18 protein-coding genes and 1 pseudogene are annotated in these 16,990 nt (G+C 58.8%); 9 read left to right on the top strand and 10 right to left on the bottom strand.

The features are described 5' to 3' along the window. Window positions 1-41: 41 nt before the first annotated feature. Entirely contained in the window at window positions 42-1,199 is a 1,158-nt protein-coding gene (locus tag L8F97_RS19055) for a hypothetical protein (protein WP_242153842.1), read from the bottom strand. Between the two features lie 280 nt (window positions 1,200-1,479). Then, window positions 1,480-1,710, bottom strand: coding sequence for an antitoxin VbhA family protein (locus L8F97_RS19060; protein WP_242153844.1), 231 nt, complete (start codon window positions 1,708-1,710; stop codon window positions 1,480-1,482). Between the two features lie 64 nt (window positions 1,711-1,774). On the opposite strand from L8F97_RS19060, the pseudogene L8F97_RS19065 reads away from it, so the two are divergent. From L8F97_RS19065 to repC, 3 genes and pseudogenes are all read left to right on the top strand, one after another. Continuing rightward, window positions 1,775-2,283: pseudogene (locus L8F97_RS19065) on the top strand (transposase); the annotation flags it as partial. Window positions 2,284-2,538: 255 nt separating this feature from the next. Then, window positions 2,539-3,420 (top strand): replication initiator protein A, encoded by an 882-nt coding sequence (locus L8F97_RS19070; RefSeq protein ID WP_242153846.1) that lies wholly within the window; start codon window positions 2,539-2,541, stop codon window positions 3,418-3,420. A 610-nt stretch (window positions 3,421-4,030) separates the two neighbouring features. Further along, on the top strand, window positions 4,031-5,275 hold the full coding sequence (gene repC, locus L8F97_RS19075) for a plasmid replication protein RepC (RefSeq protein WP_242153848.1): 1,245 nt from the start codon (window positions 4,031-4,033) through the stop codon (window positions 5,273-5,275). 481 nt (window positions 5,276-5,756) lie between these two features. Here repC and L8F97_RS19080 read toward each other — a convergent pair whose 3' ends face one another. Next, window positions 5,757-6,050, bottom strand: coding sequence for a hypothetical protein (locus L8F97_RS19080; protein ID WP_242153850.1), 294 nt, complete (start codon window positions 6,048-6,050; stop codon window positions 5,757-5,759). 115 nt (window positions 6,051-6,165) lie between these two features. After that, the gene (locus L8F97_RS19085) at window positions 6,166-6,387 is read right to left on the bottom strand and encodes an antitoxin VbhA family protein (RefSeq protein WP_242153852.1); all 222 of its coding nucleotides are present in this window, start codon (window positions 6,385-6,387) and stop codon (window positions 6,166-6,168) included. Window positions 6,388-7,171: 784 nt separating this feature from the next. On the opposite strand from L8F97_RS19085, the gene L8F97_RS19090 reads away from it, so the two are divergent. From L8F97_RS19090 to L8F97_RS19105, 4 genes are all read left to right on the top strand, one after another. Then, complete coding sequence (locus L8F97_RS19090) at window positions 7,172-7,753, top strand: ribbon-helix-helix domain-containing protein (protein WP_242153854.1); 582 nt, start codon at window positions 7,172-7,174, stop codon at window positions 7,751-7,753. Beyond that, complete coding sequence (locus L8F97_RS19095) at window positions 7,750-9,954, top strand: relaxase/mobilization nuclease domain-containing protein (RefSeq protein ID WP_242153856.1); 2,205 nt, start codon at window positions 7,750-7,752, stop codon at window positions 9,952-9,954. Before L8F97_RS19090 ends, L8F97_RS19095 begins: the two co-directional genes overlap by 4 nt. 112 nt (window positions 9,955-10,066) lie before the next feature. Beyond that, the gene (locus L8F97_RS19100) at window positions 10,067-10,414 is read left to right on the top strand and encodes a type II toxin-antitoxin system RelE/ParE family toxin (protein ID WP_242153858.1); all 348 of its coding nucleotides are present in this window, start codon (window positions 10,067-10,069) and stop codon (window positions 10,412-10,414) included. Next, window positions 10,411-10,743: a helix-turn-helix domain-containing protein gene (locus L8F97_RS19105; RefSeq protein ID WP_242153860.1), complete on the top strand. Its 333-nt coding sequence runs from the start codon at window positions 10,411-10,413 to the stop codon at window positions 10,741-10,743. The genes L8F97_RS19100 and L8F97_RS19105 overlap by 4 nt, the downstream gene beginning before the upstream one ends. Window positions 10,744-10,883: 140 nt before the next feature. On the opposite strand, the gene L8F97_RS19110 is transcribed toward L8F97_RS19105, so the two are convergent. The 6 genes from L8F97_RS19110 to L8F97_RS19135 all read right to left on the bottom strand — a co-directional run bounded on the left by L8F97_RS19110 (window position 10,884) and on the right by L8F97_RS19135 (window position 15,243). Then, on the bottom strand, window positions 10,884-11,165 hold the full coding sequence (locus L8F97_RS19110; protein ID WP_242153862.1) for a type II toxin-antitoxin system RelE family toxin: 282 nt from the start codon (window positions 11,163-11,165) through the stop codon (window positions 10,884-10,886). After that, the gene (locus L8F97_RS19115; RefSeq protein WP_242153864.1) at window positions 11,155-11,343 is read right to left on the bottom strand and encodes a plasmid stabilization protein; all 189 of its coding nucleotides are present in this window, start codon (window positions 11,341-11,343) and stop codon (window positions 11,155-11,157) included. Before L8F97_RS19115 ends, L8F97_RS19110 begins: the two co-directional genes overlap by 11 nt. 110 nt (window positions 11,344-11,453) lie before the next feature. Further along, a complete protein-coding gene (locus L8F97_RS19120) occupies window positions 11,454-11,939 on the bottom strand; it encodes a hypothetical protein (protein WP_242153867.1) in 486 nt (161 codons plus the stop codon). Window positions 11,940-11,976: 37 nt separating this feature from the next. Further along, window positions 11,977-12,537, bottom strand: coding sequence for a recombinase family protein (locus L8F97_RS19125; protein WP_242153868.1), 561 nt, complete (start codon window positions 12,535-12,537; stop codon window positions 11,977-11,979). A 1,395-nt stretch (window positions 12,538-13,932) separates the two neighbouring features. Continuing rightward, window positions 13,933-14,879 (bottom strand): IS630 family transposase gene (locus L8F97_RS19130; RefSeq protein WP_242153870.1). Its coding sequence is split into 2 segments (ribosomal slippage): window positions 13,933-14,543 and window positions 14,543-14,879, totalling 948 coding nucleotides; the frame shifts between segments, so codons are not numbered across the junction. Between the two features lie 184 nt (window positions 14,880-15,063). Next, window positions 15,064-15,243: a hypothetical protein gene (locus tag L8F97_RS19135; RefSeq protein WP_242153873.1), complete on the bottom strand. Its 180-nt coding sequence runs from the start codon at window positions 15,241-15,243 to the stop codon at window positions 15,064-15,066. Between the two features lie 353 nt (window positions 15,244-15,596). Between L8F97_RS19135 and L8F97_RS19140 the strand changes: the two genes are divergently transcribed. Then, on the top strand, window positions 15,597-16,595 hold the full coding sequence (locus L8F97_RS19140; protein WP_242153875.1) for a class I SAM-dependent methyltransferase: 999 nt from the start codon (window positions 15,597-15,599) through the stop codon (window positions 16,593-16,595). Then, window positions 16,592-16,933 (top strand): hypothetical protein, encoded by a 342-nt coding sequence (locus L8F97_RS19145; protein WP_242153877.1) that lies wholly within the window; start codon window positions 16,592-16,594, stop codon window positions 16,931-16,933. Before L8F97_RS19140 ends, L8F97_RS19145 begins: the two co-directional genes overlap by 4 nt. Window positions 16,934-16,990: the final 57 nt, after the last annotated feature.

A 16,990-nucleotide genomic window follows, 5' to 3' on the forward strand; every position in this document is an offset into this window, starting at 1 on the left:
AGGGGACAGCGTCGCGGCCCCCTGTACTCGCTTGTGCCCCGTCAAGGTGGGTTGAGCAGGCAACCTTTGAACGAACGGCTAGTGCTGCCCGTCGCCTCCGCTGTGTTGCCCCGCAGAAATCCCCGCGATGCTGCCGCAACATTCACCTGGCTGCTGACGTTCAACAGGCCACAGGTCGACCTGACCCGACCAGCTGGCGCGCCGGAAATGCTGTTGTTCGTAACGGTCATTTCACCAGTTAGCCCCTCGATGTCGATCGGCAGGACCGCATTGACGATCCTGTTGCCGGAAACGACGCCGCCGCTCGTCGGGGCATCATACCAAGGCGTGGAACCCAGCATCAAACCAAAGCCACAGTCACGCTGCGGGCCGCAGTTGATGTCATTGTTGACCACTTTCGTGCCGTCATAGCGGCCGGAGGTTGATTTTGGCCAAGCCTGGACCATCAGTTCCGCGTAAGATCCTCCGGCAGAGACCCCACCGTGCCGAAAGATGTTATTTGCAACGATGCAATGCGTGCAGCCGCCGAAAATTAATTGGACGTCGGTATTATCGATAAAATGATTATGGACGACAGCAAGGTGCTGCGCATCATGAACGGTCAAACCGTCGGACCACATTAGATGAACGGTGTGCGTGCCGTTCCCTGCGATTGTGTTGCCGAAGATATGGCCATTTTCGCCACTCTCATATTCTAGGGCAGTATAGCACGCGAAGGATTTAAGAATGGAGCTCGTCAGCGAAAAATCATTGCCGGCAACACTCAATCCCCCCCCTGCAGGACGCGTTGCCGGATTGAGGCAAAGCGAGGCATTGGCTCCCCCGGCGAAAATGATGTGGTCAAAGCTGACGCTCGAGGCGCGGATCGTTACCGGCATTGCTCGGGGTTTTATCGCATCGGGCCGAAGCTGGAGAAGCAGTGTGGCGCAGCGCGGATCATGCACTCGGCAGGGCGGCGCGGAACGCGCCATGCCACGCGTCAGGATCGACACCGGCCTGGAGATAAGCACCGGGGCAGTGATCAGGTATTGGCCCGGTACAAGGGCTATCACGCCACCCGACGGTTGCGAGGCGATGCAGGCGGCGAGCGCCGGGGAGGCGTCGCGATCTCCGCCGTTCATCTGGTCTAGGGCGCGGCAGGCAGCGTCCGTCGTATTGTGTGGCGCAGCCAGCATGGCATTCGCCGGCGCTGCAAGCATCGCTATGCCTAGAGCCGTAACTGCTACCAACTGCCGCACAGTTTGATAAAGTGCGGGCCAGACGTATGTATAGCCTCTCATGTCCAGTCCTTTTTCGATGGTGTCTGGCTCGTACTTGGTGAGTTCACCATGCCGAAGAATAGCTCAGGACGTAAAGAGTCACCGCGCCTTCTAACCGGATCGCAAACCGAGTCTTCGTAGGTGTCGATACCACTGCATCACGTCACTTGCTGCCGATGCTGCCGAGATCACGCAGACGATACGACCCAAGCTGTGACGGTCAGAGCGCAGCTAGACGCACGGTCTTGGATGCCAGGATCGCTGCTGTTAGTTCGTCGCTACCGATTTCACCGGCGACATAGCTGGCGTTCAGGCGCTCGATCTCACACGACAGAATGCCCCCTTCGTAGCGGACAGATCCTCGCGCGAAATCCGCCTCACACTGTCGACGAACGCTTTCGTCTTCGCTGACCGCAGGCGGGGTAGGCGAGGGTGCATCGATGTCGTTCAAGGGCGAGATCCTTTGGACTTGCTTCAGAAAAGTGGAGAGTTTCCTGCGGTGAAAGGCGAACTCGATGACGAAGCAACGACGGTTTACAAAGGAATTCGAGGACGAGGCGGTTCGGCTGGTGGCGACCAGCGGTCGCACGCAGCGCGAGGTAGCGGAGGATCTGGGCGTTGGCCTGTCGACGCTGGTGCGCTGGATCGGCCGTCGTCGTGATCGGGTGACGGAGATGCCGGGCGAAGCGCCGCAGGCAGATCTGGCTGCCGAGTTGAAGCGGCTCCGCCGGGAAAATGAGATCCTTCGGCAGGAGCGCGACATACTGAAGCGGGCGACCGCTTTTTTCGCCCGAGAGGGAAGTCGATGAGGTTCGCGCTCGTCGATCAGGCGAAGAAGGATTTCCCCGTACACCGCCTTTGCCGGGTGCTCGGCGTCAGCCAGGGCGGCTGTTTTGCCTGGAAGGACCGCCCAGCATGCCGGCGCCAGCGCGACGACATGGTGATGCTGGTGCATGTCCGTTCTGCGTTCGCCCTCTCGAACGGCACCTATGGCAGCCCGCGCATGACACGCGAGTTGAAGGATGATGAGGGAAACGACTGACAGGAGTCCGGCCGTGCGGTTCAGACGGCGCGGCGCGGCTGAGGCGAAGGCACTCGCGGAAGAAATGAGAGTTTTCCGCCCGATAGCACGAACCGTTCGGGCTGCGCCGGCTCGCCAAAGCCGCTACACTCGCGAAGTCTAGCGCGGCTCGATGCAGGTTGCCGATTAGTTGATCGGTTCCGCATGCTAACTAGGCTTGATGACGGCACGCACAGTAATGGCAACAATGAGGAGGCCATGACCAAGATCATCCCGTCTCAAGGCGACCTCTTCCGCCTGGATAGTCCGCTTTACGGTGACATCCAAGGTGAGAGGACCGTCGCGGAGTTCCCGTTTTTCGCGCTGACGAAACGCGCTCAGATGGAGCCCATAGCTTTCGCGAACGACACTGCTCGCATCGAGATCAATCCGAGCAAGACGGGCGTCGCGACGATCTACGACAAAGAGATCCTGCTCTATATCGCCAGTCTTATGGTGAGCCGACTTGAGAATGGCGAAACGATCGATCGGACGCTAACCTTCACCGCGAATGACCTTTTCCGGATGACCGGGACTAATCCCTCCGCGCGCTCCTACACGTCGCTGAAGGCCTCGCTTACCCGCCTCCAGGGTACGCAGATTATCACCAACATCGAGACAGGCGGCGAAGGCTCTGACAGCGCCTTCTCCTGGCTCCTGAAGGCCGACATCAAATATACGAAACTCCCCAATGGAGAAAGGCAGATGAAGCATGTCGAAGTCATGCTCTGCGACTGGCTTCACCGGGCCATCCTGACGGATCGCCGAATCGCTGCCTATCATGACGACTTCTTCAAACTCGGCCCAATCGAGCGCCGCCTCTACGAGCTGGCCAAATTTAACTGTGTCGACGGCGCCCGCTTCGAGGCCGATGCCGTTGATCTCGCCGGCCGAGTCGGCTGCTCGCTCGAACCTCGCTCGATTGAAAATTTCAAGCGAACACTGCGGGAGGTCACCAAGGACCAATCTCTCCCGGAATACTCCCTGGCCTTGGCCGACCGGAAGGAACCTCGAACTGGCGGGGGACGTCCGAAGCTGTCGACTCTGGTGACGATCACCCCGCTCGATAGTCTTCGCTTGGCCGCCGCTTCGGCCAAGTAGGCCACCGTCGTCGCCTGAGTTGGCGAGCATCGGCGCTTCCTAGTTTTCCGCCCGAAAGCACGACTCCGCTGGGGGCTTTTCCGCTCGTTAGCACGACGGGCGCTTGATCGAGGCGAAGCTAACCTTACCAGGCACCGCCTTTATCCATGATGCCACGTTTAGCGGCCGGACGTCGCGATTCTGTTGCCTTGAGGCTAACCGTGGCCTCTTGGACAGGGTTTTCCGCCCGAAAGCACGAGCTCGCGCACGTTGTCCGAGACGGTACGCCATGATCCGCTGCGACTTCTCCGCCCAATAGCACGAACATTAAGGGGCTTTCCCGCCCGATAGCACGAGTTCGCGAGGCTTCCGCCCTCGCTCCGCCTTCGACAAATATCGCAAGGGCCCGTCACAATCCGCGACGGGCGGAAGGGAAATGGCTGTGAGCACATAAACGAATGCCCAGCACGATGGCTGGGCATCCTGAAACATCTAGGTGACTGCGTCGCCAAACGCCGGCCAGTTTCCACAGGTCTTCATTTAGTTGTTTCCGAGCCTCGGTTCAAGGACGCGCGCCTCGTGCCACGCTTCGTTTTGCCTGCTGACGGTCCCTTCGGCGAAAGGACGATCAATGACTTACGCTCAAACAGCTTTCACCGGACGAACGGGCGCTCGCCCGATTACCGAGATGACACGCAGGATCGCGCGCGACCTCGAGGCGCGCTTCAGCGACGCGGTAGAGATCAGCGAATGGAAAGATCTTTATCGGGTTGTCGACCAAGCAGCGATCTCGCTCGGCCTTGGCGCCGGCGCACGGGAAACGCTCAAACACCTAATCGGCTACACGCGCCTTGAGGATTGGAAGGACGAGCGAACCCCTGTTGTCTGGCCCAGCAATCAGACGCTAGCCGACGAAGCCGGGAAAACGGTGGGGGCGATCAAGGCCCGACTGCGGCAGCTCCGCGAAATGGCTCTGATCCTCGCACGAGATAGCGGCCATGGGCGCCGCACCGGCCGGCGTGACGATCGCGGTGCGATCACCTCGGCTTTCGGCGTCGACCTCTCGCCGATCCGGGTCCGCTTCCGGGAGCTCCGGGAGCGCGCTGAGGCCTATACGGCGCAGTCTCGCCTGTTTAAGGAAGGAAAGCAGGAGATTGGGCGCGTGCGCCGCACTGTCGGCCAGGCGCTCGCTCAGGCCGCCCACCTGCGTCTGACCGGGGCACACTGGATCATGCTTCAGGACGCGATTGAGCAGGTGGCTGGCATGGCTGCTGCGGCGAAGGCTGTGCGCGATAGCGCCGCTTATCAAGCGGCCCTTGATCGGCTTCCGGATGTGGATCGACTGGTTGCCGAGACGATCGACCGCTTTATGTTTTCTAGCGAAAATGACGGGTTGGGGTCAAAAAATAGCCCCTCTATATATATACAAACCAACCCCCCTATAATCAAAAATGTACAGAGCAATCGAACCTGTAGTTTTGACCCGACCCGTCAAATTCCACCCTCAGTCGATCTCCCGGCCTCACCGTCCAATAGCACCTTCAAGGCTAAGCCGGCGGAGCTCATGGAAATGTTTCCTACCACCGCAGCATACGTCGCCGCCGAGAATCCGCGTTGGAGCGAGATCCACGCTGCGGCTTGCCGCCTCCGCCACGATCTCGGTATTCGCATCGGCACCTACGTCGATGCGTTGGAGAAGCTCGGCCTCGACGCCACCGCGGTAGCTGTCATGATTACCGCCGAGCGATACACCAGGGATGAGATACGCTTAACTGCGGGCGCTTACTTCGCCGGCATAGTCGGCAAGGCGAAGCGCGACGAGCTTGACCTCGCCAAAAGCCTATGGGGCTTTCGGACCGAACGTATGGCCAGCTAGCGCTGACAATCGCGTGCCAATCGGCGCTGACATTTACAAGCCTGTCAGCAATCCCGCGCTTGTTTTGACCATCGGGCGATCGGAAACTCAACGCCCTGCGTTTGTCGGGCTATTACAAACTTTGAGCAATTAGCATTAGGCGCCAGTTGCTGCAGCAACCCACATCGTTATGCAAATACAGCCAATACGACACATCAACCGCGGCAATCTACCCGATCAGCCCAAATTCCGATTGAACTGGACGCATCGGGCGATTGGAAACCGGTCGTCCGGGCGAACAAAAACCAGATCTCGGACTATCAAAAACCAAGCACACAAATTGTCTTTTGTATGAGAGGGTTAAACATCAATCCAGTCAAATTAACTTTCTAACACCTATATTTAACAGTAAATCTTTTAACATAATTTAAGGGCACTGCCTGTGGATAAACCGCCTCAGAGTCTGACATCACCGACAGCGCGAACATGTCTCGGCCCACCATCACGTCATGTCATCCAGCGTACGGGTCGAAAGCGGCCATTGGTGCGGGCAAGAGGGCCGATCCAACGCCACCGTACCGTGCCATCGCGATCGGAACGGTGTGGCCGTTGGATCGGTGACGCCGTCGAGCAGAGCAGGCTCGTCGACCAGCACATGATACGCAGCACCGGTGGCCGCTGCACCGAAATAGTAGACCGTCCCCGCGCAGCCGGCGATCGCGCAAGCCGTCGTCCGGTTGATGAGACTGGCCGAGCCGCCCAGCTCTCGGTGCAGCGCGAGCAGGTCGATGCACATCAAGCTGTGGCATCGCCGGCAGCGCGAACGTGCCTGGGCCACGCGTCGGATCATGTCGTCCAGCGTGCGGGTTCAGGCCGGCCAGAACGGCACGATGATGGCAGTGGGTGCCATGCTATGGACGGGCGGTATCGGAGGCCAGAATGGCTGCCGTCAGCTCGTCACTGTCGATCTCGCCGGCAATGTAGCGAGCATTGAGGCGCTCGATTTCTTTGGACAGGATGCCGCCCTCGTACCGCACCGACCCGCGCGCAAAATCCACCTCGGTCTGACGCCATACCCGCTCGGATTCGTCGAAAGCGGGACGGTCGGTGCAGGCTGGTATCAGCTTGTTCAAAGGAGATCCTTTCGGACGTCGAAGCGGATGTTTTAGCTTAGCTAGGGGCAGTGAGCGATCAGGCATGGCCGTCCGATCTTTGCACCAACGACATACCATGTTTGCCGTCACGATGCGATCCGAACGACAAAATCGCCGGTGAACTTGCGACCGCGCGGGATGGAGCAAAGGGGCGCGATCGCTCGTCTTTTAGTTCCAGCGGTTCGCACTAGGGCCGTTTCTCGAACGCGGCGATGAGCGCAGGATCTCGGAGCAACGTCGTCCACTGACTGCCACAGGTGCGTGTCGCGAGATAGAAAGTCGAGCCGAAGCACTCGACCATCCGGCATCGCTCGAGCTTGTCGATGAGCGAATAATCCGAACCATGGCGAGCGAAAATGTCCTTCAATCTCAGCCGGATCAGTGTCCTGCATGTGCAGCAGCGCGTGCGGACCTGCGCATTCATCCGGAGTATGCCCCCGCTGTTCTCCATCCAGCGGGGGCATAGTGCGACGATGTCAGCAGTGGTCTCCATGTTCGGAAAGATAGGCAGGCCTTGGGGCGGCATGCTCGAATGCTGAGCCGTGTTCTCAGGCGGCGCTTGTCTCGGCCACATGAGCCCAAGCAGGGGAGGGAAAGCGCCTTGCCAGAACCACTATGCTCCACTCCGCGTCATTTGTGGGTTCCGGTTGCTAGCATGAGTTTGAAAGTTTATATGGGTGTTAGGCTAGATATGGCAGGATATCACAGAAACCACCGATGTATGACATTGTTGTTTTGAGATCCGCTGCGCGGGGCTTCTAAGATGATCGTGACTGTTCGACTGAAAGACGAGCTGGTCGAAGAGATCGACCGCGTAGCCGCAGCGAACGGCCAGACCCGCAGTCGCTGGATCGCGCGCGCTCTCATGCGCAGCGTGCTTGCGCCGGAAACCGAGGATCTGCCGATCTTGCCGGTTCAGGGTAGGAGCCACCCCGACGACTATATCCGCCTGACCGTTCGGCTGAACAGGAGTGAAATCGAAGGCATCGACACCGTGGCCGCGCCGATGCGTCTGACACGGAGTGAGTGGGTCAAGCGCACGATCCGCTGGCAGCTTTGGGACAAGGCCGCACTGCTCCGATTGGCTCCTTCGACACAGACCGAGATCACAAAGATCCGGAAACAGATCCAGAAGATCGGGGTGAACATCAACCAGGCAGTCCACGCGATGAACGCGGCGAACATGCCGGAAAGCTCGCTCGACATCGCCCGGATCGCTGTGCCCTTCATGGAGACATGCGGCGATCTGAGAACACTGCTGACCGAATCCCGCCGCACCTTGGCCTCCTCGATTGGCGGTGAGATCAGCTACTGGACCGGCGCAGCACCGGTTCCGGTGGAATGAGTTTCCGCTTCTCTTCTGGTACGATGGATTCGATGGCAGGCGTCTTCGCGCCGTTCAAAAAGCATCGTCCCAGCTCCGGGCGAGGAAGCACCAAAGCCCCTAAAGTCGGGGGCAGGATGCTTGGCAAGACTGTCGCATTGATGTTGCCGAAACCCGAATCGTCATCTGCGGCATCACGACCAAGTGCTCAAGCGAAGCACGCGTTCGGAGGCGGTTCTCGCGACCGAATGAGCGGCCGGGCGTTCATGACGTTGGAGCGAACATCGCGCCGTGTTCCCGAGGTGATGGTGCGCATCACTGGTCGCCAACATGGCGGCGGACATGTCCTCGCAAACTTCACCTACATTTCCCGGCTGGGTCACGGCGCGGAGAAGGAGCTGGGTCTTGAAACGAGCGAAGGGGAAGTCGTTCACGACGGTCGCGAGATGCAGTTGCTCGCAAAGGAGTGGCACGAAGCGGAGATGGACGGGGACGCGCGACGGAAGGGCGCGACCTCCATTTCCATGATCCTGTCGATGCCGTCTGGGACCGATCCGGAACGCCTCAAGGGAGCCGCGCTGGACTTCGCGCGCGACGAGTTTGCGAACCGCCAGTGGGTCGCATCGCTTCACGTCGATCGCGATCATCCCCATGTTCACATCACGATCGCGCGCCGGGATCTGGACGGCCGGCGCTTTCATCCGGACCGCGATGACCTGTTTCGCTGGCGGCAGCGCTTCGCCGAAAAGCTCCGCGCGCGTGGCATTGAAGCCAACGCGACACCGACCAAGGCACGTGGGATCGACCGCACGCATGAGCACATCGCGGTACAGAAGATCCGCGACAAAGGGCAGGTGCCTCGGCTTGATGTGAGCCGGGTGGAGCGCGCCCAGCGACTTCGCGAACAGGGTATTGTTGACCCCGTTCAGGCGTTCCTTGGAACGCGTCAGGAGACGGTGCGCGCTACCTATCAGCGCTCGATCGACGAGCTGTCAGGTTCAGCTTCGTTCGTCGATCAGGTGGTCGCGCAGGGCCTGCAAAAGTTCGTCGCGACGATGCCTGCGCCCGAGCCAAACTCGACCAGGGCCGTCCGCGAGGCGGCACTGGATCGCGGGGTTCCTGCTCCGGCGTCGGATGTTGATGCACGCCAAGCCGGTGCAGATCACGGCCCTGACCGGATCGCAGCGGCGGTTGAACACTTGCTTGGGCGCGCGCGCGCAACGCGTGAAAAACTTGAAGCCAGTAAAGCGCTTCAAGCGCCGGACCGTCTCGCAGCAGCGATTGAGCGCTCGCGTGCGATGAGAGAAAAAGTTGAAGCCAACAAGGCGCTCCGGGCGAGTTCCGACCTGATCCGCGCCGACGAAGTCGTTCGCGTGATGCAAGCGCGCGCTCGAGAGCGCCGCGAACGCGATCCAGACTCCGGTCGACACGTTGCCTCACCTTCTGAGGCTGGCCGTCTTGAACCAGTGCCCAAGCGTCGGTGGTCGTTGGACGCGGTCGCCAAGGCTGTTGCTGAACAAGGCAGGGCGCGGAACCTTCGCCCCGCCAAGGTTGAGACGGATGAGCAGCCCAGCATTCGGAGCAATCGCCTTCGGATTCCAGGCGAAGAGAGGACGGCTCCCAAATCACAAAATCCGGCTGAGGCAAAAAAGATATCACGTCTCGACGATGTACCCGAAAGCACGAGCCGGCTCGACCTGCCCGGCGCGATCCAGCGTTATGCTCGTGCCGTAATTGATACCGCCGGCACCAAGGAGACGGGGCTGGCGGTGCTGCCGCATAAGCGAAGCGAGCTCACCCAAGCCGGTGAAGCGTTGGACAAGATACGGTATGATGGCTTGCGTCACTTCGTGACCGCGATCGAGCAAAACCCGAGCCTTGTGCATGAAGCTGCGGCTGGCAACTTCCGCGGCACGCTTAAGGCAATGGCTGTGGAGGCGCAGGTCGACAGCGATCCCCAGCTTCGCGCGGAACGGTTCATGGAGCGCTGGTGGACGGTGGAGAACGAGCGCAGATTAGGCGACCCGATGGTAGCGGTCGTTAGGAATGAGATGATCGAGGGTCTGTATCATGACCCGGCCTTGCGTGAGGAGCTGGAGCGCTCTGCACCCGAACTTGGGCTGGTTCGGCAGCAAACGCCCGAGGAAATCCTCCAGCGAATGCTAATCGAGATGGACCGTGAACGCGATCGTCAGCAGGATCGTGATGGACCAAGTCGTTGACGGGCAAAACCGTATGCGAGCGAGCAAAGCACCGTATCAAACGGTCTGTTACTTCGTTTGGCGTAGGTAGAAGGCTGACATCCGTTGGCAAAATTGACAACAATGCGATAGCATGAGAGATACGCGACCGATCGGCTGGGTGAAAGGCGCTCTAAGGGACTTCCGGCGCTTTCCAGAGGTGACCCAGGGCAAAGCGGCCGAGGCGCTGACGATCGTTGCCGATGGCGGAATGCCTAGGATCGCCAAGCCGCTTGCTGGCCTTGGCTCCGGTGTGTGGGAGTTGGTGTTGCGGGAGCGGGGTGATGCCTACCGCGTCGTTTATGCCGTCCAGCTTGGGGAGGTGATCTATGTCGTTCACGCCTTCCAGAAGAAGTCGAAGAGCGGGATTGCCACCCCGAAGGCTGAGATCGACCTCGTGGCAGAGCGGATTAAGCGTCTGAAAGAGGAACTGAAGCGATGAGCGACGACGACGATATGGCCATCCTTGCCGGCAGTGGTAACCTGTTCCGCGATCTCGGCTTACCCGATCCGGAGGTTCGTCAGACTAAAGCGCTGCTGGCGGCAGAGATCATCAAGACGCTGGACGAGCGTAAGCTCAGCGTCCGCGCCGCCCATGGCGCGACTGGCATCGCAGCAGCCGACTTCTCGCGTATCCGCAACGTCAATTTGGGACGGTTTACGATCGATCGGCTTATCTCGATCCTTGGTCGGCTTGATCGAGAAGTTGAAGTGTCCGTATCGGTTCGAGCGCGGCCGCAGGCAGCGCAGCCCGTAGCGATGCCTGCATAGATGGCCCGCTATGGCGAACTCGTCCGAAAGAATCGCTAGCGACGAAGCGGCCGCTGAAGCAGGCCGCAATGAAGATCACGGAGAGGTGTTGCCTCGCCTTACGAGCAGTGAGGATGCCGAGCGTTTCGTTGGCTCTCAGATTACAATCTATCAGCCGTTAAACCGACGCATTTGAGTTTCGAGCAACAACGCGTGGTAAAAAAGCATCTTCCGGCGACCCGCTCAATGCTCCGGACAAGACGGTAACTGATGTTACGCAGCTTGATTTTATAGCGGTCCTTCGCCCCCGAAAGCTTTGAGGCGGGGACATGCGGATGGTCGAGCCGCTCAGCGAGCTTCTTCTTGAACTGGTCCCGTGTCTGCGTGCCGAGTTTGCACCATACTTCAGCGCAGAATTCAAGGAGCCCCAGCTCATAGGTCATGAAGCGCGATCTTGGTGACGGGTTCCCCCGCGCGGGCATCGGAGATCGCGTTCAGCTCAGCATCCTCCAGCCGATCCAAGAGCGCTTCGAAAGCCTTGGCAGGAACGCAGTAGAAAGCCGGCTTTTTCCGGTTGAGGATGGCGACGGGAAAACCCTCGCCAGCTGCGACGGTGCCCATTGGATTGCGCATCAACTCGGATACGGTGGCCGTCGTTTCCGCAAGGAGTGTGCTAGCTATGGAAGTCACCTGTTTTCTTGGGAGGCCTTATATAGCACCCCTTAAGGTCCTTATAGCAAAACGTCATTATCCAGCATGCTGAGTGGAGTGGGCGTGATCCAGTCGGCTCCGAACAAAGGGTAGGGGCCGTAGAACAAGTCGCCGAGGGCACGTCGGTAATGCGCGTTCATCCAACGCCGGCGGCGGTGTTCCGGGCCATCGTAGAGCATGTGGCAGCGCTGGCAGAGCGCCGCGAGCTGATGGAGCGCGCTGTCACTGGGGTTATGGTTGAGGTGCGCGCAGGCCAGCACCACGGGCGTCCAGGCACCATGCACCAGAATGTTCTCGGTCGGCCGTCGCACGCGGCGACCCTGTCCGTTGCGCCAGCAATGCCGTTTCCGGTCCCACCACCGCCCGTCCCGGAGATGGAATACTCTCTGCCCATGGGGGCGCCCGCAATGCTCGCAGCAGCCTCCTGCCCGCACGAAGCGAACATAACGCGAGAGCTGCGGCCAGTCGATCGGGTACAGGAACACGTGTTCGGGTCGGATCGGCATCAGGCCTCCCCTTCCGAAGCACCAGGTTGCAGAGCGCTCACGGAGCCAGCGCAGCAGTCAACGCCCGATAGAGCGTGGCATGGTGACACTTGAGCAGTTTGGCGGTTTCGCGAACGGAAGTACCCTCGCCTACCAACCGTTCCCCGAGCGCGATCTGGTCGGGGGTGAGCTTAGGCGGGCGGCCGAACCGAACTCCTCTCGCCTTTGCCGCTACCCGCCCGCTGCTGGTGCGCTGGTGGATCAGCTCGCGCTCGAACTCAGCGATGCCGGCAAACACGGTGAGCACCATGCGACCCGCTGGCGATGTGGTGTCCGCCCAGGGCTCGGCCAGAGAGCGCAGGCCGGCACCCGCCTCCTTGAGCTTCTCGGCGATGTCGAGCAGATCACGGGTGGAGCGTGCCAGCCGGTCGAGCCGCGTCACCACCACCGTGTCATCGTCGCGGAGCTGCTCGATCATCTTGGCTAACTGGGGCCGGTCACGCTTCGCACCTGAGACCTTTTCTTCGAACGCCCGCTTGCACCCGACGTCCTTCAACGCGGCGCGTTGAAGGCGGAGGTCTTGGTCGTCGGTGGACACACGGGCGTAGCCGATCAGCATGTCGCAGAACTGTATCAGAATAAAATGATTATGCAACCGACTTTTGCGACATTGATGGACGAGGAATATCGAGCATCGACAACTTTGTCGCGAAACTTAGAACTTTAGCGACGACCGCGTGGCGGCTTTCGGCGGCCGTCAAAAAACCTTCTTCTTTATGGATTGCCGGCCTATCTGGTCTCATGCAGCTCCACGGATCAATCTTAGAGAACCTTGAGAATGCCATTGCAAGCGCCCGCAGGCTGCGTGGTCACCCGGTTTACAAGGATACCATCACCTATTGGTCGGACTTGGTACAGGAGGCCCGACGGGCGCGGCAGGAGCCTTCCTGCGCGCAATTCGACGCGCTTGGCGTTGCCATCGCCAGACTGGAGAGTGAGCTGGCTGAGCGGTAGCAGCAACCTTCCTTCGCGACCAAGAACGCAGTCGAACAATCCGCTGTCGCAGGAGAGATAGCATATAGCTGGCGTAACTCAGGACATCCACGCGGCATCAACGCTCTCCCATAACTCCGTCGCTGTGTTGCCCGTCGGGAAACGCAATCGGTAACAGGTTTTGAGAAACGCCTCTGCTAGTGCTCCCGCGCTGATCGGATCACCCGAAAGTCGATTGTCTCCTGTCGCTCACTTCCGGACAATCGAGTGAGCAATCCGAAGTGCCGACAGCGGTCGGGCGTTAGCACGGTCTTTCCCGTTTTTTCTGTCTTCGGGTGACGATTTCGGGAAAGTGTAATTGGGAATAGGTTCGCTACGGGTTCGTCCGCGAGAAAGATCGACCACAATTAATTGAGCCTAAACTGCGGAATCCCAGGGGGCATAAAGCTTTATTTTAGGGACGAAGTTCCGCAGCGCTTTCGCGCCCGCGTCACGAGCTTTTAAATAGACCTTTTTGTAACAGTTCAAACATAAACCTCTACCATGCCTTACTCGATCCGGGTGATTGCAAGTCGCCGCATTAAGCTTCTCTTCTATAGCGGCATCTATCGATCTATATATAATCCCAGCTTCTGCCTCCTTTTTACGGGCGCGTGCATTGGTCCGGTTATAGCAAGATGCACACAAACCTTTGGCGTGAATCTCGCGCTCAGGATGGGGACACATGGCTTCGGCGAACAGCTTCAATCGGATGCTATTCATACCTATCATTTCTCGCGTTAGTTGAACCGATAGACTTCGCCCACTGGCTTGATAAGGTCGGTCGGTGCCAACCATCTAGCGGGTTGTAATCAGACTTAACCGCGCGACAGTATGGTTGCTACAATTTTCGCGGTTAACTCGTCTTCTCGGGATGTCTGGAGAAGACAAATTTCGAAAAGCCGCTGGCGTTCGCAATTTGCGGTCCTTTTCGGGAAAGCCTGCGACACTCGGCTATGTCAGCTTTTAGAGCGGTTTCTGATCAGTCTGCATCGTAACCAGCGGCTGCGAAATAGTTCGAGCATTCCTGGGGCGAGTAGAGGTCGACAATACGGCCGATGGCATCCCAGAGGCCGTGGATAGTCCGCTCGGCCGCCTTTCGCAGGTGTGCCTTCAGTTTCGAGAAGGCCATCTCGATAGGGTTGAAGTCCGGGCTGTAGGGCGGAAGGAACAGGAGCCGGGCACCTGCGGCTTCGATGGCAGTGCGCACGGCTGGCGCCTTATGGCTCGACAGGTTGTCCATGATGACGACGTTGCCGGGTGAGAGTTCGGGCACCGGGACGCGGGTCACGTAGGTGGTGAAGGCATCACCGTTCATCGGCCCGTCGAGGACCCAGGGTGCGATCATGCCGGTGCGGCTCAGACCGGCGACGAAGGTGGTGGTTTTCCAGTGCCCGTGCGGCACGCCGGCCCGCAATCGTTCGCCGCGTGGTGCTCTGCCATAGCGACGCGCCATGTTGGTCGATGCCCAGGTCTCATCGATGAAGATGAGCTGCTCGGGATCGAGATCGAGCTGACCGTCGAACCATTCCTCTCGTCGCTTCAGGATGTCGGGGCGATCCTGCTCGGTCGCGTGCGCTGTCTTTTTTTGCGCGTGATCCCGCGCCGCGCGAAGAACCGCCATATCGTGCCGAGCGCGACCTCGGTGCCCTGATCGGCCAGAAGCGCCTGCAACTCGGCAAGGGTGATATCGGGCGTCGCCTTGTAAGCGTCCAGGATCAATCCGGCATGCACCTCGATCCTCATCGAACGTCGATCGTCGCCCTGCGGCTGCGGTGCCGGCGTCCCATGCTGGCTTGCAAGCTTCTGCCACCGGACGGCGCTGGCCGCGCTGACACCGAACCGTACCGCGGCCTGCCGACGCGACAGACCACACGCGATCGCCGCTACAACTCTATCCCGAAGATCTACCGATAATGCTCGCGCCATCCATGCCAGCCTCCTGCGCCGGCAGGAATTCTGAATCAGAAAACCGCGGCGACGGGAATCCCCTTATGATTCAGCCCGGTGAGAAACCGCTCTAGCATCTGCTTGCCCAAACGGCCGGACGGCTCACGACCAAAACACGACATCCCCATGTCGCAAAAGGTGGGACTTACGAGGCGATCGAAACTTAGGATATCAGCGACAAAAAGTGCTCAGCGCCGCGATGCGGCCGATCGGCTGCCGCCATGATCAAATTGTCGACACCGACGATGGCGACATGTACGCCGTCGGTGCGCACCAAGCAGTTGCTCGTCTCGATCGCGATCACCTCCAACCCTGCTCGAATGCGCGCGGCCGTCAGCGTCAAAATCGCTGATTACGTGCAGCGCATCCAGCTGCCGAGGTCGTCCCAGCCCATGCTGACCGGGACCACGGCGACGCGATCGGCCTTTTCTATCACCGCATAATCAATCTAATCGTCTGGCGATGTGGCGAACGCCTCTACGTCCGGTAAGATGCGCTTGCCGTCATGCTTGGTTTTGGCCATCGCGAGCTCTCGTACACCGTCCTCTTAATAAGTCCGTGAGCCTGCGCTGACAGACAGGAATCAACGACGGATCAAGCTGTTTTTTCAACCTGCTAGAGTAGCGCTAGCTAATACGGGCATTTCCATGCAGCCATGATAAGGCGTGAAAGGAGCTCTAGCCACGCGAGATATGTATGCCCCGTATGCACACAGCTGAAATTGACAGGTTTGTTCATGCTGTCGATGCGTCAGGTGGTAACCTTGGATGCCCGACGATCCAGCAAGAGTTTTACCCCATCGACCTCGATTACGATACGGTAGTGGATCAATCGTTCGATCCATTTTCAGGGTCCTATTTCGAACAGCAGGTTGAGCTTTATCGTGGGATATCATCCCGCGATCTCGACCAGTCGTCTGGTGAGTTGCACGACGACGATCTTCGGCCGCTACTGGATGCGCCCAACCCAACCGGAATCAGCGACGTCGCCATATTGGCAGATAGCATGCGCGCGTTGACGACGATGCTATCGGTATCTAATCTTAAGTCGTCCCCGCGCATACTGGATCTCGGCGCCGGGCATGGACTTAGTTCCGAGATTTATGCGTACGCGGGATGTAACGTCCACGCTATTGATATTGACCCGGCGCTTGGGGAGCTGAGCCGGAGACGCTCGTCAGCGCATAACCTCAACATCACCCGCGACGAGATGAATTTTGACGATCTTAGCAGACTTAGCAGAGTTTCGGACTCCGCATATGATGCTGCGTTTTTCTTTCAGTCTTTTCATCATTGCCTGAGGCCATGGGATCTCATCGGGCAGCTTAAATCTAAAATGGCGGCAGCGGGCATTATAGGTTTCGTTGGAGAACCGGTTCAAAAAAACTGGTGGAACAATTGGGGTATTCGGTTGGATCCCGAGTCAATCTATGTCGCGCGAAAGCGAGGATGGTTCGAGAATGGGTGGTCGCATAATTTCATCAGGCAATGCTTTGAGCGAAATGGATTAACACTGGTTTTCTTTACGGGAGGCTTGGGAGGAGGAGAAATCGGCATTGCAGCCTGTTGCTCTGAAACACTTGAAGGTGTGCGAGCTCAAGCGCGTGCCATGGGGTTGTCGGAAATCTACCGCGTTGGGACATTATCTATTCCTGACGAAAGTTTTTATCAAAGTCTGGAGAACCCACAACTTTGATTGATCGGCCTGCATTTGGTAAAGTCTCAGATCGTAAAGGTGCCTTGATCTATGGTCCGTACGTCGATCTAGAGCCCGGCTTTTACGAAGTTTCCGTAATAGCGCAGCGCGGCGCACGCCGTTCCACGCTGCGCTTGGACCGATTAACGATCGATATACGGTCTGAAGGAGTTTCCTTACCGCTATGCAAGCGCCGGTATTTTGGAAACTTTGCTGTACCAAAAATCATTTATCGTCAGTTTGAGGTCAAGATGCTGGCACGACGGACGGAAGTCCGGGTTTTTGTTTCTGAAGAAAACTGGACTGCAACGCTGCCCGTCATTCGTAAAATTTGCTGACAACAAGATGCGGCATGATCGGCTAATTGCGCGTATAGCCGGGGCATCGATAAGTCT

Source organism: Sphingomonas sp. BAUL-RG-20F-R05-02 (assembly GCF_022662305.1).
In the GTDB taxonomy this organism is placed as follows: domain Bacteria; phylum Pseudomonadota; class Alphaproteobacteria; order Sphingomonadales; family Sphingomonadaceae; genus Sphingomonas.